This window comes from Bradyrhizobium sp. CCGUVB4N, assembly GCF_024199945.1.
Taxonomy (GTDB): domain Bacteria; phylum Pseudomonadota; class Alphaproteobacteria; order Rhizobiales; family Xanthobacteraceae; genus Bradyrhizobium.
In genome coordinates, this window is sequence record NZ_JANADP010000001.1 from 5,023,302 (window position 1) to 5,041,377 (window position 18,076).

An 18,076-nucleotide genomic window follows, 5' to 3' on the forward strand; every position below is an offset into this window, starting at 1 on the left:
GACCTACTCTGCTGCCTGGACCGCGACCTGCGCGACATCGGCCGTGGGCTTGGCGGGCTTGTACGTCGCGTAAAGCGCGAGACCGGTGAAGACGAAGCCGCCGACGAGATTGCCGAGCGTCACCGGGATCTGATTCCACAGCCACCAGTCGCTGAGCGAGACCTTGGCGCCGAGCAGCATGCCGGTCGGGATGACGAACATGTTGACGACGGCGTGCTCGAAGCCGAGCGCGAAGAACAGGAAGATCGGCAGCCAGGTCGCCGCGATCTTGCCGACCGTCGAGGTCGAGGTCATCGCCATGACGACGCCGAGACAGACCAGCCAGTTGCAAAGGATCGCCTTGACGAAGACCGAGACCATGCCCGCGGTGCCGATTGCGGCATTGCCGATGGTCTTGGCTTCGGCCACTGCAACGATGCGGGCGGCGACGCCGGCGACCTCGACCTTGCCCATGTTGGTGAGCGCAATCGCGATCAGCGCGCCGAAGGCGAGGCTGCCCAGCAGATTGGCGACGAACACCCAGGACCAGTTGGCGATCACCGCATTCCAGCTCGCCTTGCCTTCGAGGCGGGCCAGCGGAACGATGGCGAAGCTGCCGGTGACGAGTTCGAGACCGAGCAGCACGATCATCACGAGGCTGACCGGGAAGATCAGCGCGCCGACAAGGGGCTGGCCGGTGGTGAGAGCGCCGCTGAAGGCGAGCGTGGTGGCGGCGCCGAGCAGCGCGCCGGAGATCGCGCCGCGGATCATGATGTCGCGCGGGGCGAGCGCCAGCTTCTTCAGGCTGGCATCGACCATCGAGGCCACAACGTCAGAGGGTTTCGCGTAATCCATATCGAAGCTCCAGCTTGCCGCGCGCAGGCGGCGTCAACGGGTTGAACGGACGTTGATCGCTGGGAGCCGGTTGGAGGCGCATCAGCGCCCAGCCGGAACCCGAAGCGATCCGATCAGCTTCGTTGCTGCGGAAATCCACCATGGACCTGGAACCGCCGGCGCCCACGCCGGGCGGCTCAAGACCTCCTATTCAAGACGTGTGCCAACGCAGCATGAACTGCAAAGACACGTAAAATCAGTGATTTAGGATTGTGTGCAGTGCATGAAGTGGATCGCAATTCATGCTGCTTCGGGCAGCAATGGCCCAAAGAATAAGCTTCGAATCAGAATGATTACTTTTTAGGCAGAGACTAAAGCGCCCGCCGTCCGACCTCGAAAGAGGCGAGATAGCCACCCACGTCGGTGGGGTCGAAGGCCGGTCCGGCGAAGGCACCGAACGGCGTGCTGGCCTGACCATCCCCGGCCCGCCCAAGGGCGGCGTCATAGAGGTCCGGCCGGAACACGGCCATCGCCGTCCTGAGCGCTTCGGGGCTCAGCGCCGTCTGTCCCCACCGGACCATTTGCGCGTAAAGCCAGGCGGCCTGGACCGGATCCGGGCGCCCTGCCCCTTCGCGTCCGACCAAAAGATAACGGCCGCTCTCGCGCACCGCGCCCTCGGGCGCGATCTTCAGGCGCCCGGTGAGCGAGCGCTGGATCACTTCGGCGTCGACACCAATCCGCTCGGGCTGCGCGAGGAGTTGTGCTGCCTCAGCCAGATTTGCCGGCTGCTCGATGAACGCGGCCGCCTTCACCGCGGCGCGAACCAGCGATGCAACCACGTCCGGATGCTTGTCGGCCCAGACCTGGCGCACCGCCAGCACCTTCTCTGCAGCCCGCTCCAGAATATCGGAGACGAAATGCAGGATGTGGCCGATGCCGAGATCGACCGCGACCGAATTCCAGGGCGCGCCGACGCAGAAGGCGTCGACATGGCCGTTGGCGAGGCTGTCGACCATATAGGGCGGCGGCAGCACCACCAGGCGCACGTCCTCGTCGGGATCGACGCCGGCCGCCGCCATCCAGAACCTCAATTGATAATTGTGGGTCGAGAACGGAAAGGTCATGCCGAAGGTCAGCGGATCGGCACCCGCCTTGCGCCGCTTGGCCACCACCTTCGCCAGCGCCTTTGCGGTCGCGAGCGGATCGAAGCGGTCGCCGTCGATCTCCTCCATCAGCGCGGCGTGAAGCGCGGGCGACACCGTAATCGCATTGCCGTTGATGCCGAGATTGAAGGGCGCGGCGATCGGCACCTTGACGTGACCGAGCCCGAGCGACGACGCGATCGCCACGGGGGCGAGCAGATGCGCGGCGTCGAACAGGCCGATGTTCAGCTTGTCGCGCACGTTGGACCAGGACACCTCGCGCACCAGCTCGACCTCGAGCCCTTCGGCCGCGGTGAAGCCCTTGTCGACGGCGACGATCAGGGCGGCGGCATCGACCAGCGGGATGAACCCGATGCGGAGGGGTGCGGTCATTTCAGCATCTCCGACGCGGTGATGATCGATTGCGCGATCTCGCCGATTTTCTTCTTCTCGCGCATCGCGGTGGATCGCAGCAGCACGTAGGCCTCGTCCTCGGTGAGGCCCTTGACCTTCATCAGGATGCCCTTGGCCTTCTCGATGATCTTGCGGTCCTCGAGCTGCGACTTGGTGCGTTCCAGCTCCTCCTGAAGCTTGGCGAAAGCGTTGAAGCGCGACACACAGAGGTCGAGGATCGGCTTGATGCGCTCCTTCTTCAACCCGTCGACGATGTAGGCGGATACCCCTGCCTCCACGGAGGCCTGGATCGAGGATGAATCGCTCTGATCGACGAACATCGCGATCGGCCGCCGCACGGCGCGGCTGACCTGGAACATCGCCTCCAGCACGTCGCGGCTGGGGTTTTCGAGATCGATCAGGATGATGTCGGGATCCACCGCATAAATACGGGCGAGCAGGCTCTGCATCTCGCGGATGTGGACGATCTGCGTGAATCCGGCCTCCCGCAGCCCCTCTTCGAGGATCGCGGCCCGGATCGGGCTCTCGTCGACAATCACGATTTTAGGCGACTGTTCGGCGCTCATAGCTCACTCGCAACCCGGCGATTCATCCATAGCATGCCAGACGCCCATGCAAAGGGTTGTAATTATGAGCAATTGGGACTAGCTCAAGCCCGTCAATCAGGCAGATTTGGATATGGATCAGACGGCTGCGCCCAAGGTCAGCTTCGTGTCGCTCGGGTGTCCCAAGGCATTGGTGGATTCCGAGCGCATCATCACGCGCCTGCGCGCCGAGGGCTATGAGCTCGCCCGCAAGCATGATGGTGCCGACATCGTCATCGTCAACACCTGCGGCTTCCTCGACAGCGCCAAGCAGGAATCGCTCTCGGCGATCGGCGAGGCCATGGCCGAGAACGGCAAGGTGATCGTCACGGGCTGCATGGGCGCCGAGCCCGAGCAGATCGAGGAGGCCTATCCCGGCGTGCTCTCGATCACCGGTCCGCAGCAATATGAGAGCGTGCTCGACGCCGTGCACCGCGCGCTGCCGCCGGCGCACAATCCGCATCTCGATCTGGTGCCGCCGCAGGGCATCAAGCTGACGCCGCGCCACTACGCCTATCTGAAGATTTCCGAGGGCTGCAACAACCGCTGCACCTTCTGCATCATCCCGAAGCTGCGCGGCGATCTCGTCTCGCATCCGGCCAATGACGTGCTGCGCGAGGCCGAGCGTCTCGTCGGCGCCGGCGTGAAAGAGCTGCTGGTGATCTCGCAGGACACCTCGGCCTATGGCGTCGATCTCAAATATGCCGAGAGCCCGTGGAAGGATCGCCAGGTCCGCGCCAAATTCCTCGACCTCGCCCGCGAGCTCGGCGAACTCGGCGCCTGGGTTCGCCTCCAATACGTCTACCCCTACCCGCATGTCGACGAGGTCATCGCGCTGATGAACGAGGGCAAGGTGCTGCCCTATCTCGACATTCCGTTCCAGCATGCGAGCCCCGACGTGCTGAAGGCGATGAAGCGCCCGGCAGCCCAGGACAAGACGCTGGCGCGCATCAAGCGCTGGCGCGAGGAATGCCCCGATCTCGCGCTACGCTCGACCTTCATCGTCGGCTTCCCCGGCGAGACCGATGCCGACTTCGCCTATCTGCTCGACTGGCTCGATGAAGCCGAGATCGATCGCCTCGGCTGCTTCAAATACGAGCCGGTTGCGGGCGCGACGTCGAACGCGATCGCAAATCCCGTGCCGGAGGAGATCAAGCAGGAGCGCTACAACGCGCTGATGGCGCGTCAGCAGAAGATCTCGGCGCGCAGGCTGAAGCGCAAAGTCGGCACACGCCAGCAGATCATCATCGACGAGGTCGGCCCGACGGTGGCCAAGGGCCGCTCCAAGGCCGATGCACCGGAGATCGACGGCGCGGTGTATCTGTCGAGCCGCCGCCCGTTGCGCGTCGGCGAGATCGTCACTGCGAAAATCGAGCGCGCGGATCAGTACGATCTGCACGGTAGCGTCGCGGGGTTCTGAGGTTACTGCGTCATTGCGAGCGTAGCGAAGCAATCCAGAATCCGTCCGCGGAGACAGTCTGGATTGCTTCGCTACGCTCGCAATGACAATGTGGATGCAGTTAAGCCAGCCATTTCGGCACCCAGCGCTCCGGACGCGGGGCACGGGTGAGATCGGCCTGAGCCTCGGACAGTTTCGCCGGCTCGCCATCGATCATCGGGCGCCCATCGTATTCGAAATTGGGCATGACGCGGCCGTCGGCATAGAGGCCGAATTTCATCGCATACCAGAGCCCGAGCTCAGGCTGGGCGCGACGCATCTCCTCGCGCAGGTCGCGCAGCAGGGATTCGATTGAGGCGGCCTCCTCGAACGGCTGCGGTCCGCGCGACAGGACGCGCGCCTCGTATTGCTTGCCGACGATCGCGACCTCGAAATGGGTCTTGTCCCAGGCGTTCTTGCCCTTGGGCAGATGTGCGGCGAGCCGCCAGCCGAGCTCGGCCATCAGGCGGTGATTGGCCCAGTATTCTTCGCGGTCGCGGCTCCACTTCTCGACGAAGCCGCGGAAGTCGGGCAGCTCCGAGGTGACGTCCTCGCACGGCACCGGCTCGCCAGGCGGACGCCGGGCGAGCCATTGCGCGAGCTCGACGGTCTGCGGCTCGACTTCGTCATGCGGCCGCAGGTCGTGCCAAGCCTTGTCGAATTGCTGCGAGGTCAGTTTCGTCAGCAACGCATCGAGGGACGGTGCGAGCAACTCGTAATCGCCCTCCGAGCCCAGCCCTACGATCGGGGGATCGTCGCGGTCGAGACCGGCGCCGTACCAGCCACCGACGGCCGAGCCGTCAGGCAGGCGCATGAACAGCGCGAAGCGGTCGCGCAAGGGGCTGCCGTCGAAGATCGGGGCCTGATCGGAGAACTGGCCTTGCAGGGAGAAGCAGCCGACGCTGCCCCAGGCGCGCCCGTTCAGCCAGCCGGCAAAATCCAGCAGCAAAGGCGGCGCCTCGATGCCCGGCGGAAAGGCGCCGCGAATGCTGTCGAGGTCGATCGGATAAGGCGTGTCGGACAAGGCTGAAAACTATCTGGTTGGTCCCGTACCCGTTGGTCTGTCCCGATTTGCGTCAGGTTCGAACCAATTCGCGTTCCGAGATCACAAACGCGCTAGAGGCTTGTTGGTTTCTGCGCGGCAAAAATGAAACACAATCACAAGATCTGGACCTGCCTGTGCACGATCGCCGCAGCATTGACTTTGCTCACGTTCCCGGCGGCGGCGCAATCCCTCTCGGCTTCACAGGCGCGCCAATGGTGCTTCGCCAAGGACGACAAGGTCAGCGACGACCAGCGCATGGACGGATGCACCGTCGTGCTGAAGTCCAACCCGTCGAATGCGGCCGCGCTTGCCAATCGCGGCGAAACCTATCGGCGCAAGGGTGATTCGGAGCGCGCCGTCGCCGATCTCAACCGCGCCCTCGATCTCGATCCGAACGACGTCCTCGCCTGGTACAATCGCGGCATCGCCTATGACGATCTGGGCGACCGCGATCACGCCATCGCCAATTACACGCGCGCGATCCAGCTCGAGCCCGACGATGCGCGCTACTACAACAACCGCGGAAACTCTCGCATCGCCAAGAACGACTACGAGCGCGCAATGGCGGACTACGACCGGGCCATCAAGCTCAACCCGAAATTTGCGCTGGCCTATTTCAATCGCGGCAGCACCTTGCGCGAACACCACGAGGCCGAACGCGCGCTCGCCGATCTCGACATGTCGATCAAGCTCGACCCCAATTACGGCCCGGCTTACGGCAATCGCGCGCGCATCTTCCGCGACAAGGGCGACCGCCCGCGCGCGCTGGCCGATTTCGGCAAGTCGATCGCACTCAATCCGAACAACGACCGCGACGCCTATGCGCGCGCCGACATGTATTTCGACGACCACGACTATGCGCGGGCGCTGGAGGACTATGATCGCTCGATCAAGGCCAATCCAGGATATTCCGGTGTGTTCAACGCACGCTGCATGACGCACGCGATCCTCGGGCAGTTGCAGGAGGCGCTCGCCGATTGCGATCAAGCGCTCAAGATGCGCCCGAACGATCCCTACACGCTGGACAGCCGCGCCCTCACCTTCCTCAAGCTCGGCAATCTCGACGCGGCGATCGCCGATTACGACGCGGTGCTGAGTGCGAAGCCGGGGCTCGACAGCTCGCTCTATGGCCGCGGGCTGGCGAAGCGCAAAAAGGGGGATGCCGACGGCGCAGCCCGCGACATCGCGGCGGCGAAGGCGATCAATGCCGGCATCGCCGATACGTTCGCACCCTACGGCGTTCAGTAGGTCGAGCTTGACAAGCCCTGCCGTTCGGCTGTACGGACCCGCCCCATGATCAATTCCCGGACCCATCTGCGCCAAGCCATGCGTCGTCGCTCCCGCGACGATGATGGGTTGCGCCATGTCCGACGACGCCGCTGAACCAGTAAATTCAGCACAGTTTTCGAGAAGGCCGCACCCGCAAAGTGCGGCCTTCTTGTTTTTCGCGTCCCTTTTTCACCCGCCCCCCAAAAGATCTTGGCTATCTCCAGAGGAGTTCGACATGACCACCGCCACCCATCCGTATGACGCGCTGATGGACATCACCGCACGGCCCAAGGCCGTGTTCGTCCGTGGCGCCGGCTCATACCTCTGGGACGACAGCCGCAAGCGCTACCTCGATTTCGTGCAGGGCTGGGCCGTGAACTGCCTCGGCCACTCTCCGCCGGCGGTTGCGGATGCGCTGGCGTCGCAGGCCAAGCGCTTGCTCACGCCGAGCCCGGCCTTCTACAACGAGCCGAGCCTCAAGCTGGCGCAGGCGCTGGTCGAGAACAGTGCGTTCGACCAGGTGTTCTTCGCCAATTCGGGTGCAGAGGCCAATGAGGGCGCGATCAAGCTCGCGCGAAAATATGGCAGCCTGCACAAGAGCGGCGCGTTCGAGATCATCACGTTCGAGGGCAGCTTCCACGGGAGAACGCTGGCGACGATGTCGGCCTCGGGCAAGAAAGCGTTCGAGCCGCTGTTCGAGCCGAAGGTCGCCGGCTTCAAGAAGGCAAAACTCAACGACATTGCCTCGGTCGAGAAGCTGATCGGCAGCAACACCGTTGCGGTGATGCTCGAGCCGATCCAGGGCGAATCCGGTGTGTGGCCGGCGACCGATGCGTTCCTGCGGGAGCTGCGTGCACTCACGGAGGCGCACGGGCTGCTGCTGATTTTCGACGAGATCCAGACCGGCATGGGCCGGACCGGAAAGCTCTTCCACTATGAGCACACCGGCATCGCGCCCGATATCATGACGCTCGGCAAGGGCATCGGCGGCGGCGTGCCGCTCGCAGCGCTGCTTGCGACCGAACGCGCCTCCTGCTTCGAGCACGGCGACCAGGGCGGCACGTTCAACGGCAATCCGGTGATGTGCGCGGCCGGCCTTGCGGTCCTCGACGAAGTCAGCAAGCCGGCGTTCCTGAAGCAGGTGGGCGAAACCGGCCTGCTGCTCGAAAGCGAGCTGCAAAAAGTCTCGGCCCGGCATGGCCTCGGCGGCGTGCGGGGACGCGGGCTGCTGCTCGCGCTCGACCTCAAGCTGCCGATCGCGCCCGGCATCGTCGCGCAGGCGTTCGAAGCCGGCGTGCTCCTCAACGCCCCGCAGCTCGACGCGCTGCGCTTCATGCCGGCGCTCAACGTCGCGAAGGCCGAGATCGCCGAGATGATCGATTGCCTCGATGGGATCTTGACGAAGGCCGGCGCGGCGAGATGCGTGGCGTAAGTGAAGGTGCCGTAGGGTGGGCAAAGCGAAGCGTGCCCACGTTTTCTCTATTGTGAAGAGATCGTGGGCACGGCGCTGCGCGCCTTTGCCCACCCTACGAGATCTCGACCGTGACGGCGAGTTACGGCTTCAAAATCGACGCCCCGGTCGTCTTGCGGCTCTCGAGATCGATGTGCGCCTTCGCCGCATCCTTCAGCGCATAGGCGTGATTGATCGGCACGTGAAGCTTGCCGTTGATGACGGCGGAAAACAGCGTGTCGGCGCCTTCCAGCAATTCCTTGCGCGTGCCGATGTAGTCGTTGAGCTTCGGCCGGGTGGCAAACAGCGAGCCGTGATTGTTCAGCTCGGCGATCGAGAACGGCGGCACGGGACCTGAGGCATTGCCGAACGAAACGAACATGCCGCGCGGCTTCAGGCACGACAGCGAGCCGGGGAAGGTCGCTTTGCCGACGCCGTCATAGACGACGTCGCAGCCCTCGTTGCGGCTGATCTGTTTGACGCGCGCGACGAAGTCCTCCTCGTTGTAGAGGACGACGTGGTCGCAGCCATTGGCCTCGGCAAGTTCGGCCTTCTCGCGCGACCCGACGGTGCCGATGACATGGGCCCCCAGCGCCCTCGCCCATTGGCAGGCCAAGAGACCGATCCCGCCGGCAGCGGCATGGATCAGCACGCGATGATGCGGTTCGACCTTGAAGGTCTTGTGCAGGAGATACCAGACGGTCAGCCCCTTGAGCATCAGCACGGCGCCCTGCTCGTGGGTGATGTGGTCGGGCAGCTTGACCAGCTTCTCCCAGGAGATGTTGCGCTCGCTCGTATACGCGCCGAGGTTGTGGTAGTAGGCGACGCGGTCGCCGGGATGGAAATTCGTCACGCCGGGCCCGACGGCCAGGACCTCGCCCGAAGCCTCGTTGCCGGCAATGAAGGGCAGCCCCGGCGCCTTGTAGAGGCCGGTACGGTAATAGACGTCGATGAAGTTCAGCCCGACCGCATGCTGGCGGATGCGCACCTCGCCGGGTCCGGGCGCCGGAACGTCGACGCTCTCATAGACCAGTGCTTCGGGGCCTCCGACCTTGTGCACACGGACGGCTTTGGTCATCACCTGACCTCCTCTTCTCCAAGGCCAGCGAAAGACATAGCGCCTGCCTTGTCAACTCGACCCAAATTGGAGCGGCTAGACGGACGGCTTGCTGGCCCTCCTGCGGTTACGCTTCGCCAGCACATTGAAGAACTCGACCGCCGCCGAGAACGCAATTGCGAAATAGATGTAGCCGCGCGGAATGTGGAATTTGAATCCATCCGCGACCAGCGCGACGCCGATCAGCACAAGGAACGCCAGCGCCAGCATTTTCGTGGTCGGATGCTCCGCGACGAATCGCGCCACCGGTCCCGACGAAATGTACATGACCAGGCACGCGATCACGACGGCGGCGATCATGATCTCGAGGTCCTGCGCCATGCCGATCGCGGTGATGATCGAGTCCAGCGAGAACACGATGTCGATGACGATGATCTGGACGATCACCCAGAAGAAGGCGCTGCCGCCGGATTGCTTCTTCCCCTCGCCGTCATCGGCCTCGACCTCGGCGTGGATCTCGTGCGTCGCCTTCGCGATCAGGAACAGGCCGCCGCCGATCAGGATCAGGTCGCGCCAGGAGAAGTCATAGCCGGAGAACGACAACACCGGCGCGGTCAGGCCGATCAGCCAGACCAGCACGCTGAGCAAAATGATGCGGAACACCAGCGCCAGCGCCAGCCCGATCTGGCGGGCGCGATGGGCCTGCGGCTCGGGGATGCGCGAGACGATCACCGACAGGAAGATGACGTTGTCGATGCCGAGCACGATCTCGAGCGAGGTCAAGGTCAGCAGCGCGGCCCAGGCCTCCGGGCTGGTCAGCAAATGCATCATGCGAAGGACCTTGCGAGGCGGATCAGCGCATCGCTGAACGCGATCCAGAGCGCGATCGCGCAGAGCGCAACCGTCACGCCGGTGCCGACGCGAAAATCCATCTCCAGCGCGTAGAGCCCGAGCAGCGACCAGACCGCAATCAGCGACATCGTCAGCCAGCGCAGCCGCACCACACGAACCGGATGCAGGACGTGGAACGGCACGAAGGTCAGCACCACCAGCGCCGCGACCAGCAGCGTCGACGACAGCGGCGGCCAGTGCAGCAGGAACAGATAGAACGCCGCCGCATTCCACAGCGCCGGAAAGCCGCGGAAATGATTGTCATCGGCCTTCATGCGCAGATCGGCGAAGTATAATGCGCTGGTGACGATGATGGCGATGCCGAGCAAGGGCGCCGCCACCGGCAGCAACAGGCCGCTCGCCACGATCGCATAGGCCGGCACGAAGACGTAGGTGACGAAGTCGACCACGAGGTCGAGCACGTCGCCTGACCAGTTCGGCTGCACGTTCTTGACGTCGAGCCGGCGCGCGATCGGCCCGTCGATCGCGTCGATGATCAGGGCGACGCCGAGCCAGCCGAACATCGCCGCCCAGTGCTCGCGCACCGCCTCCAGCATTGCCAATAGCGCGATCGCCGCGCCGAAGGCGGTGAAGATGTGCACCGAAAACGCCGCGGCCCGGATCGCGGGCGTCGGCTTGAGGGAATCCTCTTGGCTGTCGATCTGAGTTTCCATGGCTTCTGCTACCAGAACGGGACCGATTTGCACATCCGCCGTCGCGGCATTGGGTCGCGCAATTCGTCATAAAAGCAGGCAAAATAGGTGGGCTTGAATTTGTCGCGGGGCGTGTCAAATGTCGTTCCATGACAGACGCATCCACGCTCTTTGACGCGGCCATTATCGGCGGCGGACCGGCCGGCCTTGCGGCAGGAATTGCACTGGCGCAGGCCGGTGCGCGGACCGCGCTGGTGGCGCGGCGCCTGCCCTATGCCGACAACCGCACCACCGCGCTGCTGGGTGCCTCCGTCGACCTCCTGGAAAGCCTCGACGTCTGGTCCCGCTGCAAAGACAAGGCGGCCGGCCTCGAGGTCATGCGCCTCGTCGACGACACCGGGCGGCTGTTCCGCAGCCCCGAGGTCCGGTTCTCCTGTCATGAGATCGCGCTCGAGGCGTTCGGCTACAACATCGACAACCGCTCGCTGATGCTGACGCTGGAGGCGCGCGCGGGCGAGCTGCCCAACCTCGTCCGTTTCGACGACGAGGCAGAGAACGTCGTCATCGAAGCCGATGACGTCGCAATCCGCACGGCGTCCGGACAATTCCTGTCCGCACGGCTCGTGGTCGGCGCCGACGGCCGGCACTCGCTGTGCCGGGAGGCCGCCGGGATTGCGGTGACGCGGCGCGACCTGACGCAGACGGCGCTGACCTTCAACGTCAGCCATGCCCGGCCGCATCGCAACGTCTCGACCGAGTTCCACACCCCGCACGGCCCCTGCGTGTTCGTGCCCCTGCCCGGCAACCGCTGCAGCATCGTCTGGGTCTCGGCGCCTGCGGAGGCCGAACGGCTTCGCTCCCTGAGCGACGAAGAGCTCTCCGCGGCGATCGAGAAACAGTCGCATTCCATCCTCGGCCGGATGACGGTCGAGCCCGGCCGCAACCTGTTCCCGCTGGCGATCGAACGACCGCAATCCTTTGCGCGCGACCGCATCGCGCTGGTCGGTGAAGCCGCCCATGTGGTTCCCCCGATCGGTGCCCAGGGCCTCAATCTCGGACTGCGGGATGCCGCCGACATTGCGAGGCTCGCTGGCGACGCCATCGCCGCCGGCCAGGATCCTGGCGCTGCCGACGTGCTCAAGCGCTACGACCGGGCGCGGCGTCCGGACATTCTGAGCCGGACCTTTGCGATCGACATCGCCAATCGCTCGCTGCTCAACGATTTCCTGCCACTCCAGCCGGTCCGCGCTGTCGGCATGCACTTGCTCGGCGCCATCGGCCCGCTCCGGCGCTTTGCCATGCGCGAAGGGCTGACACCGACCTGGCGGAAGTAGCGTTCACGGAAACACCAGCCGGCCGGTCTGCAGCAACCACATCACGGTGGTCAGCGTGACCACGGATGCGAACGTCCCGAGCAGCACGGCGACGGAGGCGGATTCGATCCAGGCATCGTTCTGGCGGGCAATCACGAACACATTCAGCGCCGGGGGCAGCGAGGCCATCAGGATCGCAGTCGCGGCCCAGGGCTGCGCGAACGGACCGAACGCCAGCATCAGGCCAAACGCCGCGAGCGGATGGATCAGGAGCTTGACGGCGATGACGCCCGGCACTTCCCAGGGCACGCGGTCGAACGGCCGCAGCGCCACGGTCACACCAAGCACGAACAACGCAGTCGGCGCAGCGGCGTTCTGGAGGAAGATGATGGTGCGGTCGAGCGCCACCGGCAGCTCGATATGGAGCGCGGCGACCGCTGCGCCAAAGCAGGCCGACATGATCAACGGGTTGAGGACGATCTGTTTCAGCACGACACCGAAGGCATGCACGATCGAGGGATGATCGCGGTCCGACAGCTCGATCAGCAGCGGCACGATCGTGAACAGGAAGATGCTGTCGCAGCAGAAGATCAGTGCAGTCGGCGCCGACGCCCTCGGCCCGAGCACGGCCAGCGCCAATCCCGGCCCCATGTAGCCGATATTGCCGTAGCCGCCGGAGAGACCCGCCAGTGTCGCCTCACGCAGTGTCAGGCCACCGAGCACCTTGCCGACGACCAGCGCCAGCGTGAACGCGGTAACCGTCGACAGCGTGGTCGCAACCAGGAACGGCGGATTGTTCAATTCGGAAAATGGCGTCTTCGACATGATCGCGAACAGCAGCGCCGGCAGCGACACGTAGAGCAGGAAGAAGTTCATCCAAGCGAGGCCCGATTCCGGCAGCGACTTGGCCTTGCCGCAGGCGAAACCGACGAAGATCAAGCCGAAATAAGGTAGCGCCAGATTGAGGATATCGACCATTGATGAAGTGACTTCTGAAGACCTGGGGGTTATCTCCCCCGCAACCGCGGGCTAATTCCAGATCAGGGCACTAGCATCGGCCACAATCCTGGTCTATCGACGGGGAATGATTAAAGCGCGGACCGCCAAATTCCAGATCGGACAGGTCGTTCGCCACCGGATCTTCTCGTTCCGGGGGGTGATTTTCGACATCGATCCGGAGTTCAACAACACCGAGGAGTGGTGGCTGTCGATCCCTGAAGAGGTGCGGCCTCACAAGGATCAGCCGTTCTATCATTTGCTCGCGGAGAACGCGGAGTCCGAGTACGTCGCCTACGTGTCCGAGCAGAACCTCCTGCCCGACGAATCCGGCGAACCGATCCGACATTCCCAGGTCGCCGAGATCTTCATCAAGAACAAGGATGGCGGCTACCGCCCGCGCAATCCTTCACTGAACTGAATTTCTCCGCCGACAAGCGGCCAGCAAAAAAGGCGCTCGAACCGAGCGCCTTTTTCATGTCCGGGATTTGGTCCCGATTACTTCTGACCCGCCGGAGCTGCACTGGGTGCACCAGGCGCGCCGCCGTTCTGCTCGAGCTTCTTGCGCTGCTCGTCAGCCTTCTTCTGAAGCTCTTCCTGGAGCTTCTTCTGGGTTTCCTCGAACACCTTCGGATCGGTCGGCGGACCGTCATAGGCCTTCTGGAATTCGCCGGTGAGCGGCAGCGGCAGGGTCAGCGGCGCACCGTTGGCGTTGATCGCCTGCACCACGAGGTTCTGGCCCTTCTTCATGTTGGCGAGAAGCTCGGGCGTCGCCTCGTAATCCGACATACAGCCGTTCTGGAAGCAGATCACATACGGGCTCTGCAGCGGCGGATTGTTGTCGACGATGACACGGGTGCCGTGCACGAGCTGCATGCCGAGCGGCAGCGTCACGCGCAGGATCTTCTTGGGCTCGCCTTCCGGCTCGATGATCACGGCCGCGATGACAGGCTGGCCCGATTCGATGCGGCCGTCCTTGCCGGTGAAGCAGACCTGCTTGGCGTTGGCGTCCTGGCCCTTCAGGCAGAACTTGGTCCAGGGGGCGTAGATCAGCTGGATCTGCTGATCCGCGGGCTGAGCGCCCTGCGCCGCCGGAGCGCCCTGCTGGGCCGGGGCCTGCTGGGCCTGCGGAGCCGGCGCGGGAGCCGCAGCTGGCGCCTTGGGGGCAGCCTTGGGAGCGGCTTTCGGGGTTGCCTTCGGCGCGGCGGGCGCACCTGGGGCCGGCGCGGGGGTCTGCGCCTCGGCAGCAAACGGGACGACCAACGCCGTCGCCGTCAACAGGGCGAGAACTCGCCCGCGCGGCCGGACGGACGCGGCCAAATAACGGAAATTCATTGCAGAAAACCCTTTCTGAACGGGAAGTGCCCGAACCGCTCCGAAACGCCGAACCAAGCCGCCTTGGGCGCGGCTCTCTCCCCGTCAATTGAGGCAGATAAGTGACGGGCTCGGCGCTCGTGCGCGATTGCGTGCCTTCTTAACGCGGTCGACGGAAAGATCAATGCCGACAAGCGTCTTTGCCCACTTCCGGGCAGGCGCTCAGTGAAATCCCTGTGATAGGATTCAGCTCCTGACGGCCCTCGAATCAACGTGTCCGAATGTTCATGTTCCAGCGCCTGCTCGAGGGCCCCAGCGTCCGATTCTGCAGCATCGCTTTGGCCCTCGCCATCGGGCTGTCGGCGTTCGGCGGCGCGCGAGCCGAGGAGGCCCATGCGATCGCCATGCACGGCAAGCCGGCGTTGCCGGCCGATTTCACCCACATGCCCTATGCCAACCCCGATGCCACCAAGGGCGGCCGGCTGACCTGGGGCATCCTCGGCACCTTCGACAGCCTCAACCCCTTCATCGTGAAGGGACTGGCCGTGCAGCCGATCCGCGCCTACGTGGTCGAAAGCCTGCTCTCGCGCGGCCAGGACGAGCCGTTCACGCTCTATGGCCTGCTCGCCAAGACCGTCGAGACCGATGACGAGCGCAGCTACGTCACGTTCCGCATCGATCCCCGCGCGCGCTTCTCCGACGGCAAGCAGGTCACTGCCGAGGACGTGCTGTTCTCCTGGCAGCTGCTGCGCGACCACGGCCGTCCCAACCTCCGGCAATATTACGCCAAGGTCGCCAAGGCCGAGGCGCCCGATCCCCTCACCGTCCGCTTCGACCTCGCCGGCGCCAACGATCGCGAGCTGCCGCTGATCCTCGGCCTGATGCCGATCCTGCCGAAGCACGCCGTCGATGTCGCGACCTTCGAGGAGACGACGCTGACCGGGCCGATTGCCTCGGGCCCGTATCGCGTCACGGCGGTCAAGCCCGGCGCCAGCGTGACGCTCTCGCGCAATCCCGATTATTGGGGCCGCGATCTCCCGATCAATCGCGGGCTGTTCAATTTCGACGAGATCCGGCTCGACTATTTTCGCGAAGCCAACGGCCAGTTCGAAGCCTTCAAGCGCGGCCTCTATGATTTTCGCGTCGAGCACGAGCCGTTGCGGTGGCACGACGGCTACGATTTTCCGGCCGCCAGGAACGGCGACGTGATCCGCGACACCATCAAACCCGGCGTGCCGCAGCCGTCTGAATTCCTGGTGTTCAACACCCGCCGTCCGATCTTCGCCGACATCCGCGTGCGCCAGGCGCTGACGCTGCTGTTCGATTTCGAGCTGGTCAATCGCAACTATTTCTTCTCGCTGTATTCGCGGGTCGCCGGCTATTTCGCGGGATCCGACCTCTCGGCCTATGGCCGCCCTGCGGATGCACGCGAACGCGAATTGCTGAAGCCGTTTGCCGCGCAGATCCCGCCGGACATCATGGACGGCAGCTACCGCCTTCCCGTCACCGACGGCTCGGGGCGCGACCGGACGACGCTGCGCGCTGCGCTAAAACTCCTGTCCGACGCCGGTTACGATCTCGACGGCACCGTGCTGCGCAACCGCGCGACCAAGGCCCCCTTCACCTTCGAGATGCTGGTGACGACCCGCGACCAGGAGCGCATCGCGCTCGCCTTCCAGCGCGACCTCAAACGCGCCGGCATCGCGCCGAGCGTGCGCTCGGTCGATCCCGTGCAGTTCGACCAGCGCCGGCTGGCCTATGAGTTCGACATGATCCAGAACCGCTGGGACCAGTCGCTGTCGCCCGGCAACGAGCAGTATTTCTATTGGGGCAGTGCTGCCGCCGACAATCCGGGCACCCGCAACTACATGGGCGCCAGGGATCCCGCCATCGACGCGATGATCAAAGCCCTTTTGGAGGCCCGTGATCATACGGCTTTTGCCGCGGCGGTCCGGGCACTCGACCGCGCCTTGATCGCGGGCTTCTACACAATCCCCCTGTTTAACGTATCCGAACAATGGATCGCGCGCTGGAATCGGATAGAACGACCATCGACCACGGCGTTGTCCGGCTATCTGCCGGAGACCTGGTGGTCGAAGGGTGAGCCTCAAGCCAGTCCAGCGAAGTGACGCCGTGAACCAGCCAGCCGTATCGCCGACGCTCGACACGCTGTTCCAGCGGACGCTGATGCGACAGCCGCACGCGCCCGCCCTGCTCGATCCGCTCAACAAATCCCGCATCACCGGGCACCAGCCGCGGCGGCTGACCTATGCCGAAGCCGACACGGCCATCGAGGCGCTGTCGGCGCATTTCGTCGAATCGGGCCTGCCGGCCAATTCGGTGATCGCCATCCAGTTGCCTTCCACGGTCGAGTTCGTGCTGACGGTGCTCGCCGCCCATCGCGCCGGCCTCGTGGTCGCCGTGCTGCCGCTGCTGTGGCGGCAGGCAGAGCTGGCGGCCGCGCTCAACCGCACCGCGGCGCGCGCCATCGTCACCATGAGCAAGGTCGACGGCGTCAGCTATTCCGACCTTGCGATGCATGCGGCCGCCGAAGCCTTCTCGATTCGCCACGTCTTCGGCTTCGGCGCCGATCTGCCCGAAGGCATGGCCTCGCTCGACGAGGTGCTCACGCGCCCGCCCGGCACCACGCGCGCGGTGATCCAGGACGGCCGCAAGGCGGCTATGATCTCCTTCGACGTCACGGCCGAAGGATTCCGCCCGGTGCCGCGGCCGCATTTCAGCCTGATCGCGGGCGGGCTTGCGATGTCGCTGGAAGCCGACATCCAGCAGGGCGCGACCGTAATGTCGGCGTTCACGCCGATGTCATTCGCGGGCCTCGCCTCCTCGCTCGCGGTGTGGCTGCTCTGCGGCGGCACGCTGGCGCTGCATCATCCGTTCGAGAGCGAGGTGCTGGAGCAGCAGATCAATGAGCACGCATGCGACGTGTTGATCGCGCCGGCCCAGCTCGCACTGCGGCTTGGCGATTCGAATCTCGCGGCGCGGATGCCGACCTTGCGCAATGTCATCGGGCTCTGGCGCGCGCCGGAGCAGGTGGCCGCAAGCGAAGCCTGGATCGCGCCGCATGCGCCGCTCACGGACGTCTATCTGTTCGGCGAGGCCGGGCTGTTCGGCGCCCGGCGTGGCGAGGACGGCGTGCCGGTGACGGTGATGCCGGGACCGCATGGCGCTCCGCGCGAGCAGTCCGGCTCCTCGATCGCGGGCGATATCCTGCTGACCCCGAAGGGCACGCTCGGCCTGCGCGGCCCGATGGTGCCGATCGCGGCCTACGCTCCGCCGCAGCCGGTCGGCGAGACCCTGACGGCGCAGCCGCCTCGCGACTACGTCGACACCGGCTATGCCGCGCGGATCGACCGCGCCAGTGGCGCAATCTGCATCACCGCGCCGCCCTCCGGCATCATGGCGGTCGGCGGCTATCGCTTCCTCTCCAACGACCTCCAGGAATGGGCACGCCGGCTCGGCCAGGGCGCGTTGCTGACGGCCCTGCCCGACCGCCTCTCGGGCCATCGGCTGGCCGGCCGGGCCCAGGACAATACCCGCGCCCGCGAGGCGCTGAGCGAACTCGGCCTTAACCCCCTGATGGTCGAGGCTTTTCGCGACCGCTCCGGGCCGGTTTGAGCACAGTTTTGGCTGGAACATTGACGCTGCATTAAGGCCGCCGGACTAGATTGCGCTGCAT

16 protein-coding genes are annotated in these 18,076 nt (G+C 64.9%); 7 read left to right on the plus strand and 9 right to left on the minus strand.

The annotated features are described in order from the left end of the window. Positions 1–3: 3 nt before the first annotated feature. The 3 genes from NLM31_RS23040 to NLM31_RS23050 all read right to left on the minus strand — a co-directional run bounded on the left by NLM31_RS23040 (position 4) and on the right by NLM31_RS23050 (position 2,935). A complete protein-coding gene (locus tag NLM31_RS23040) occupies positions 4–834 on the minus strand; it encodes a formate/nitrite transporter family protein (protein ID WP_254131531.1) in 831 nt (276 codons plus the stop codon). Positions 835–1,184: 350 nt separating this feature from the next. Next, positions 1,185–2,348, minus strand: coding sequence for a CmpA/NrtA family ABC transporter substrate-binding protein (locus NLM31_RS23045; protein ID WP_254193765.1), 1,164 nt, complete (start codon positions 2,346–2,348; stop codon positions 1,185–1,187). Then, entirely contained in the window at positions 2,345–2,935 is a 591-nt protein-coding gene (locus NLM31_RS23050) for an ANTAR domain-containing response regulator (RefSeq protein WP_148772657.1), read from the minus strand. Before NLM31_RS23050 ends, NLM31_RS23045 begins: the two co-directional genes overlap by 4 nt. Positions 2,936–3,047: 112 nt before the next feature. Between NLM31_RS23050 and rimO the strand changes: the two genes are divergently transcribed. Beyond that, complete coding sequence (gene rimO / locus NLM31_RS23055) at positions 3,048–4,373, plus strand: 30S ribosomal protein S12 methylthiotransferase RimO (protein WP_254193766.1); 1,326 nt, start codon at positions 3,048–3,050, stop codon at positions 4,371–4,373. 100 nt (positions 4,374–4,473) lie between these two features. Here rimO and NLM31_RS23060 read toward each other — a convergent pair whose 3' ends face one another. Next, entirely contained in the window at positions 4,474–5,415 is a 942-nt protein-coding gene (locus NLM31_RS23060; protein ID WP_254131534.1) for a hypothetical protein, read from the minus strand. A 123-nt stretch (positions 5,416–5,538) separates the two neighbouring features. Between NLM31_RS23060 and NLM31_RS23065 the strand changes: the two genes are divergently transcribed. Together NLM31_RS23065 and NLM31_RS23070 are read left to right on the plus strand one after the other, a co-directional pair. Next, the gene (locus tag NLM31_RS23065; protein ID WP_254131535.1) at positions 5,539–6,684 is read left to right on the plus strand and encodes a tetratricopeptide repeat protein; all 1,146 of its coding nucleotides are present in this window, start codon (positions 5,539–5,541) and stop codon (positions 6,682–6,684) included. 256 nt (positions 6,685–6,940) lie between these two features. Then, positions 6,941–8,137, plus strand: a complete 1,197-nt coding sequence (locus tag NLM31_RS23070) for an acetylornithine transaminase (protein ID WP_254131536.1) — start codon at positions 6,941–6,943, stop codon at positions 8,135–8,137. Positions 8,138–8,258: 121 nt separating this feature from the next. Here the strand turns inward: NLM31_RS23070 and NLM31_RS23075 are convergent, their stop codons facing one another. The 3 genes from NLM31_RS23075 to pcsA all read right to left on the minus strand — a co-directional run bounded on the left by NLM31_RS23075 (position 8,259) and on the right by pcsA (position 10,777). Continuing rightward, the gene (locus tag NLM31_RS23075) at positions 8,259–9,233 is read right to left on the minus strand and encodes a quinone oxidoreductase (RefSeq protein WP_254131537.1); all 975 of its coding nucleotides are present in this window, start codon (positions 9,231–9,233) and stop codon (positions 8,259–8,261) included. Between the two features lie 75 nt (positions 9,234–9,308). Continuing rightward, a complete protein-coding gene (locus NLM31_RS23080) occupies positions 9,309–10,043 on the minus strand; it encodes a TerC family protein (RefSeq protein ID WP_254131538.1) in 735 nt (244 codons plus the stop codon). Next, positions 10,040–10,777 carry a phosphatidylcholine synthase gene (gene pcsA, locus NLM31_RS23085; protein WP_254131539.1) on the minus strand — a complete coding sequence of 246 codons (738 nt, stop codon included), beginning with the start codon at positions 10,775–10,777 and terminating at the stop codon, positions 10,040–10,042. Before pcsA ends, NLM31_RS23080 begins: the two co-directional genes overlap by 4 nt. A 128-nt stretch (positions 10,778–10,905) precedes the next feature. Between pcsA and NLM31_RS23090 the strand changes: the two genes are divergently transcribed. Beyond that, on the plus strand, positions 10,906–12,090 hold the full coding sequence (locus NLM31_RS23090; protein WP_254193767.1) for a UbiH/UbiF family hydroxylase: 1,185 nt from the start codon (positions 10,906–10,908) through the stop codon (positions 12,088–12,090). 3 nt (positions 12,091–12,093) lie between these two features. Here NLM31_RS23090 and NLM31_RS23095 read toward each other — a convergent pair whose 3' ends face one another. After that, on the minus strand, positions 12,094–13,047 hold the full coding sequence (locus tag NLM31_RS23095) for an AEC family transporter (protein ID WP_254193768.1): 954 nt from the start codon (positions 13,045–13,047) through the stop codon (positions 12,094–12,096). Between the two features lie 106 nt (positions 13,048–13,153). On the opposite strand from NLM31_RS23095, the gene hspQ reads away from it, so the two are divergent. Then, positions 13,154–13,486 (plus strand): heat shock protein HspQ, encoded by a 333-nt coding sequence (hspQ, locus tag NLM31_RS23100; protein ID WP_018317973.1) that lies wholly within the window; start codon positions 13,154–13,156, stop codon positions 13,484–13,486. Between the two features lie 77 nt (positions 13,487–13,563). On the opposite strand, the gene NLM31_RS23105 is transcribed toward hspQ, so the two are convergent. After that, complete coding sequence (locus NLM31_RS23105) at positions 13,564–14,400, minus strand: invasion associated locus B family protein (protein ID WP_254131542.1); 837 nt, start codon at positions 14,398–14,400, stop codon at positions 13,564–13,566. A gap of 260 nt (positions 14,401–14,660) precedes the next feature. On the opposite strand from NLM31_RS23105, the gene NLM31_RS23110 reads away from it, so the two are divergent. Further along, positions 14,661–16,508: an extracellular solute-binding protein gene (locus tag NLM31_RS23110; protein WP_254193769.1), complete on the plus strand. Its 1,848-nt coding sequence runs from the start codon at positions 14,661–14,663 to the stop codon at positions 16,506–16,508. A gap of 4 nt (positions 16,509–16,512) precedes the next feature. Further along, positions 16,513–18,015: a class I adenylate-forming enzyme family protein gene (locus NLM31_RS23115; protein WP_254131544.1), complete on the plus strand. Its 1,503-nt coding sequence runs from the start codon at positions 16,513–16,515 to the stop codon at positions 18,013–18,015. Positions 18,016–18,076: the final 61 nt, after the last annotated feature.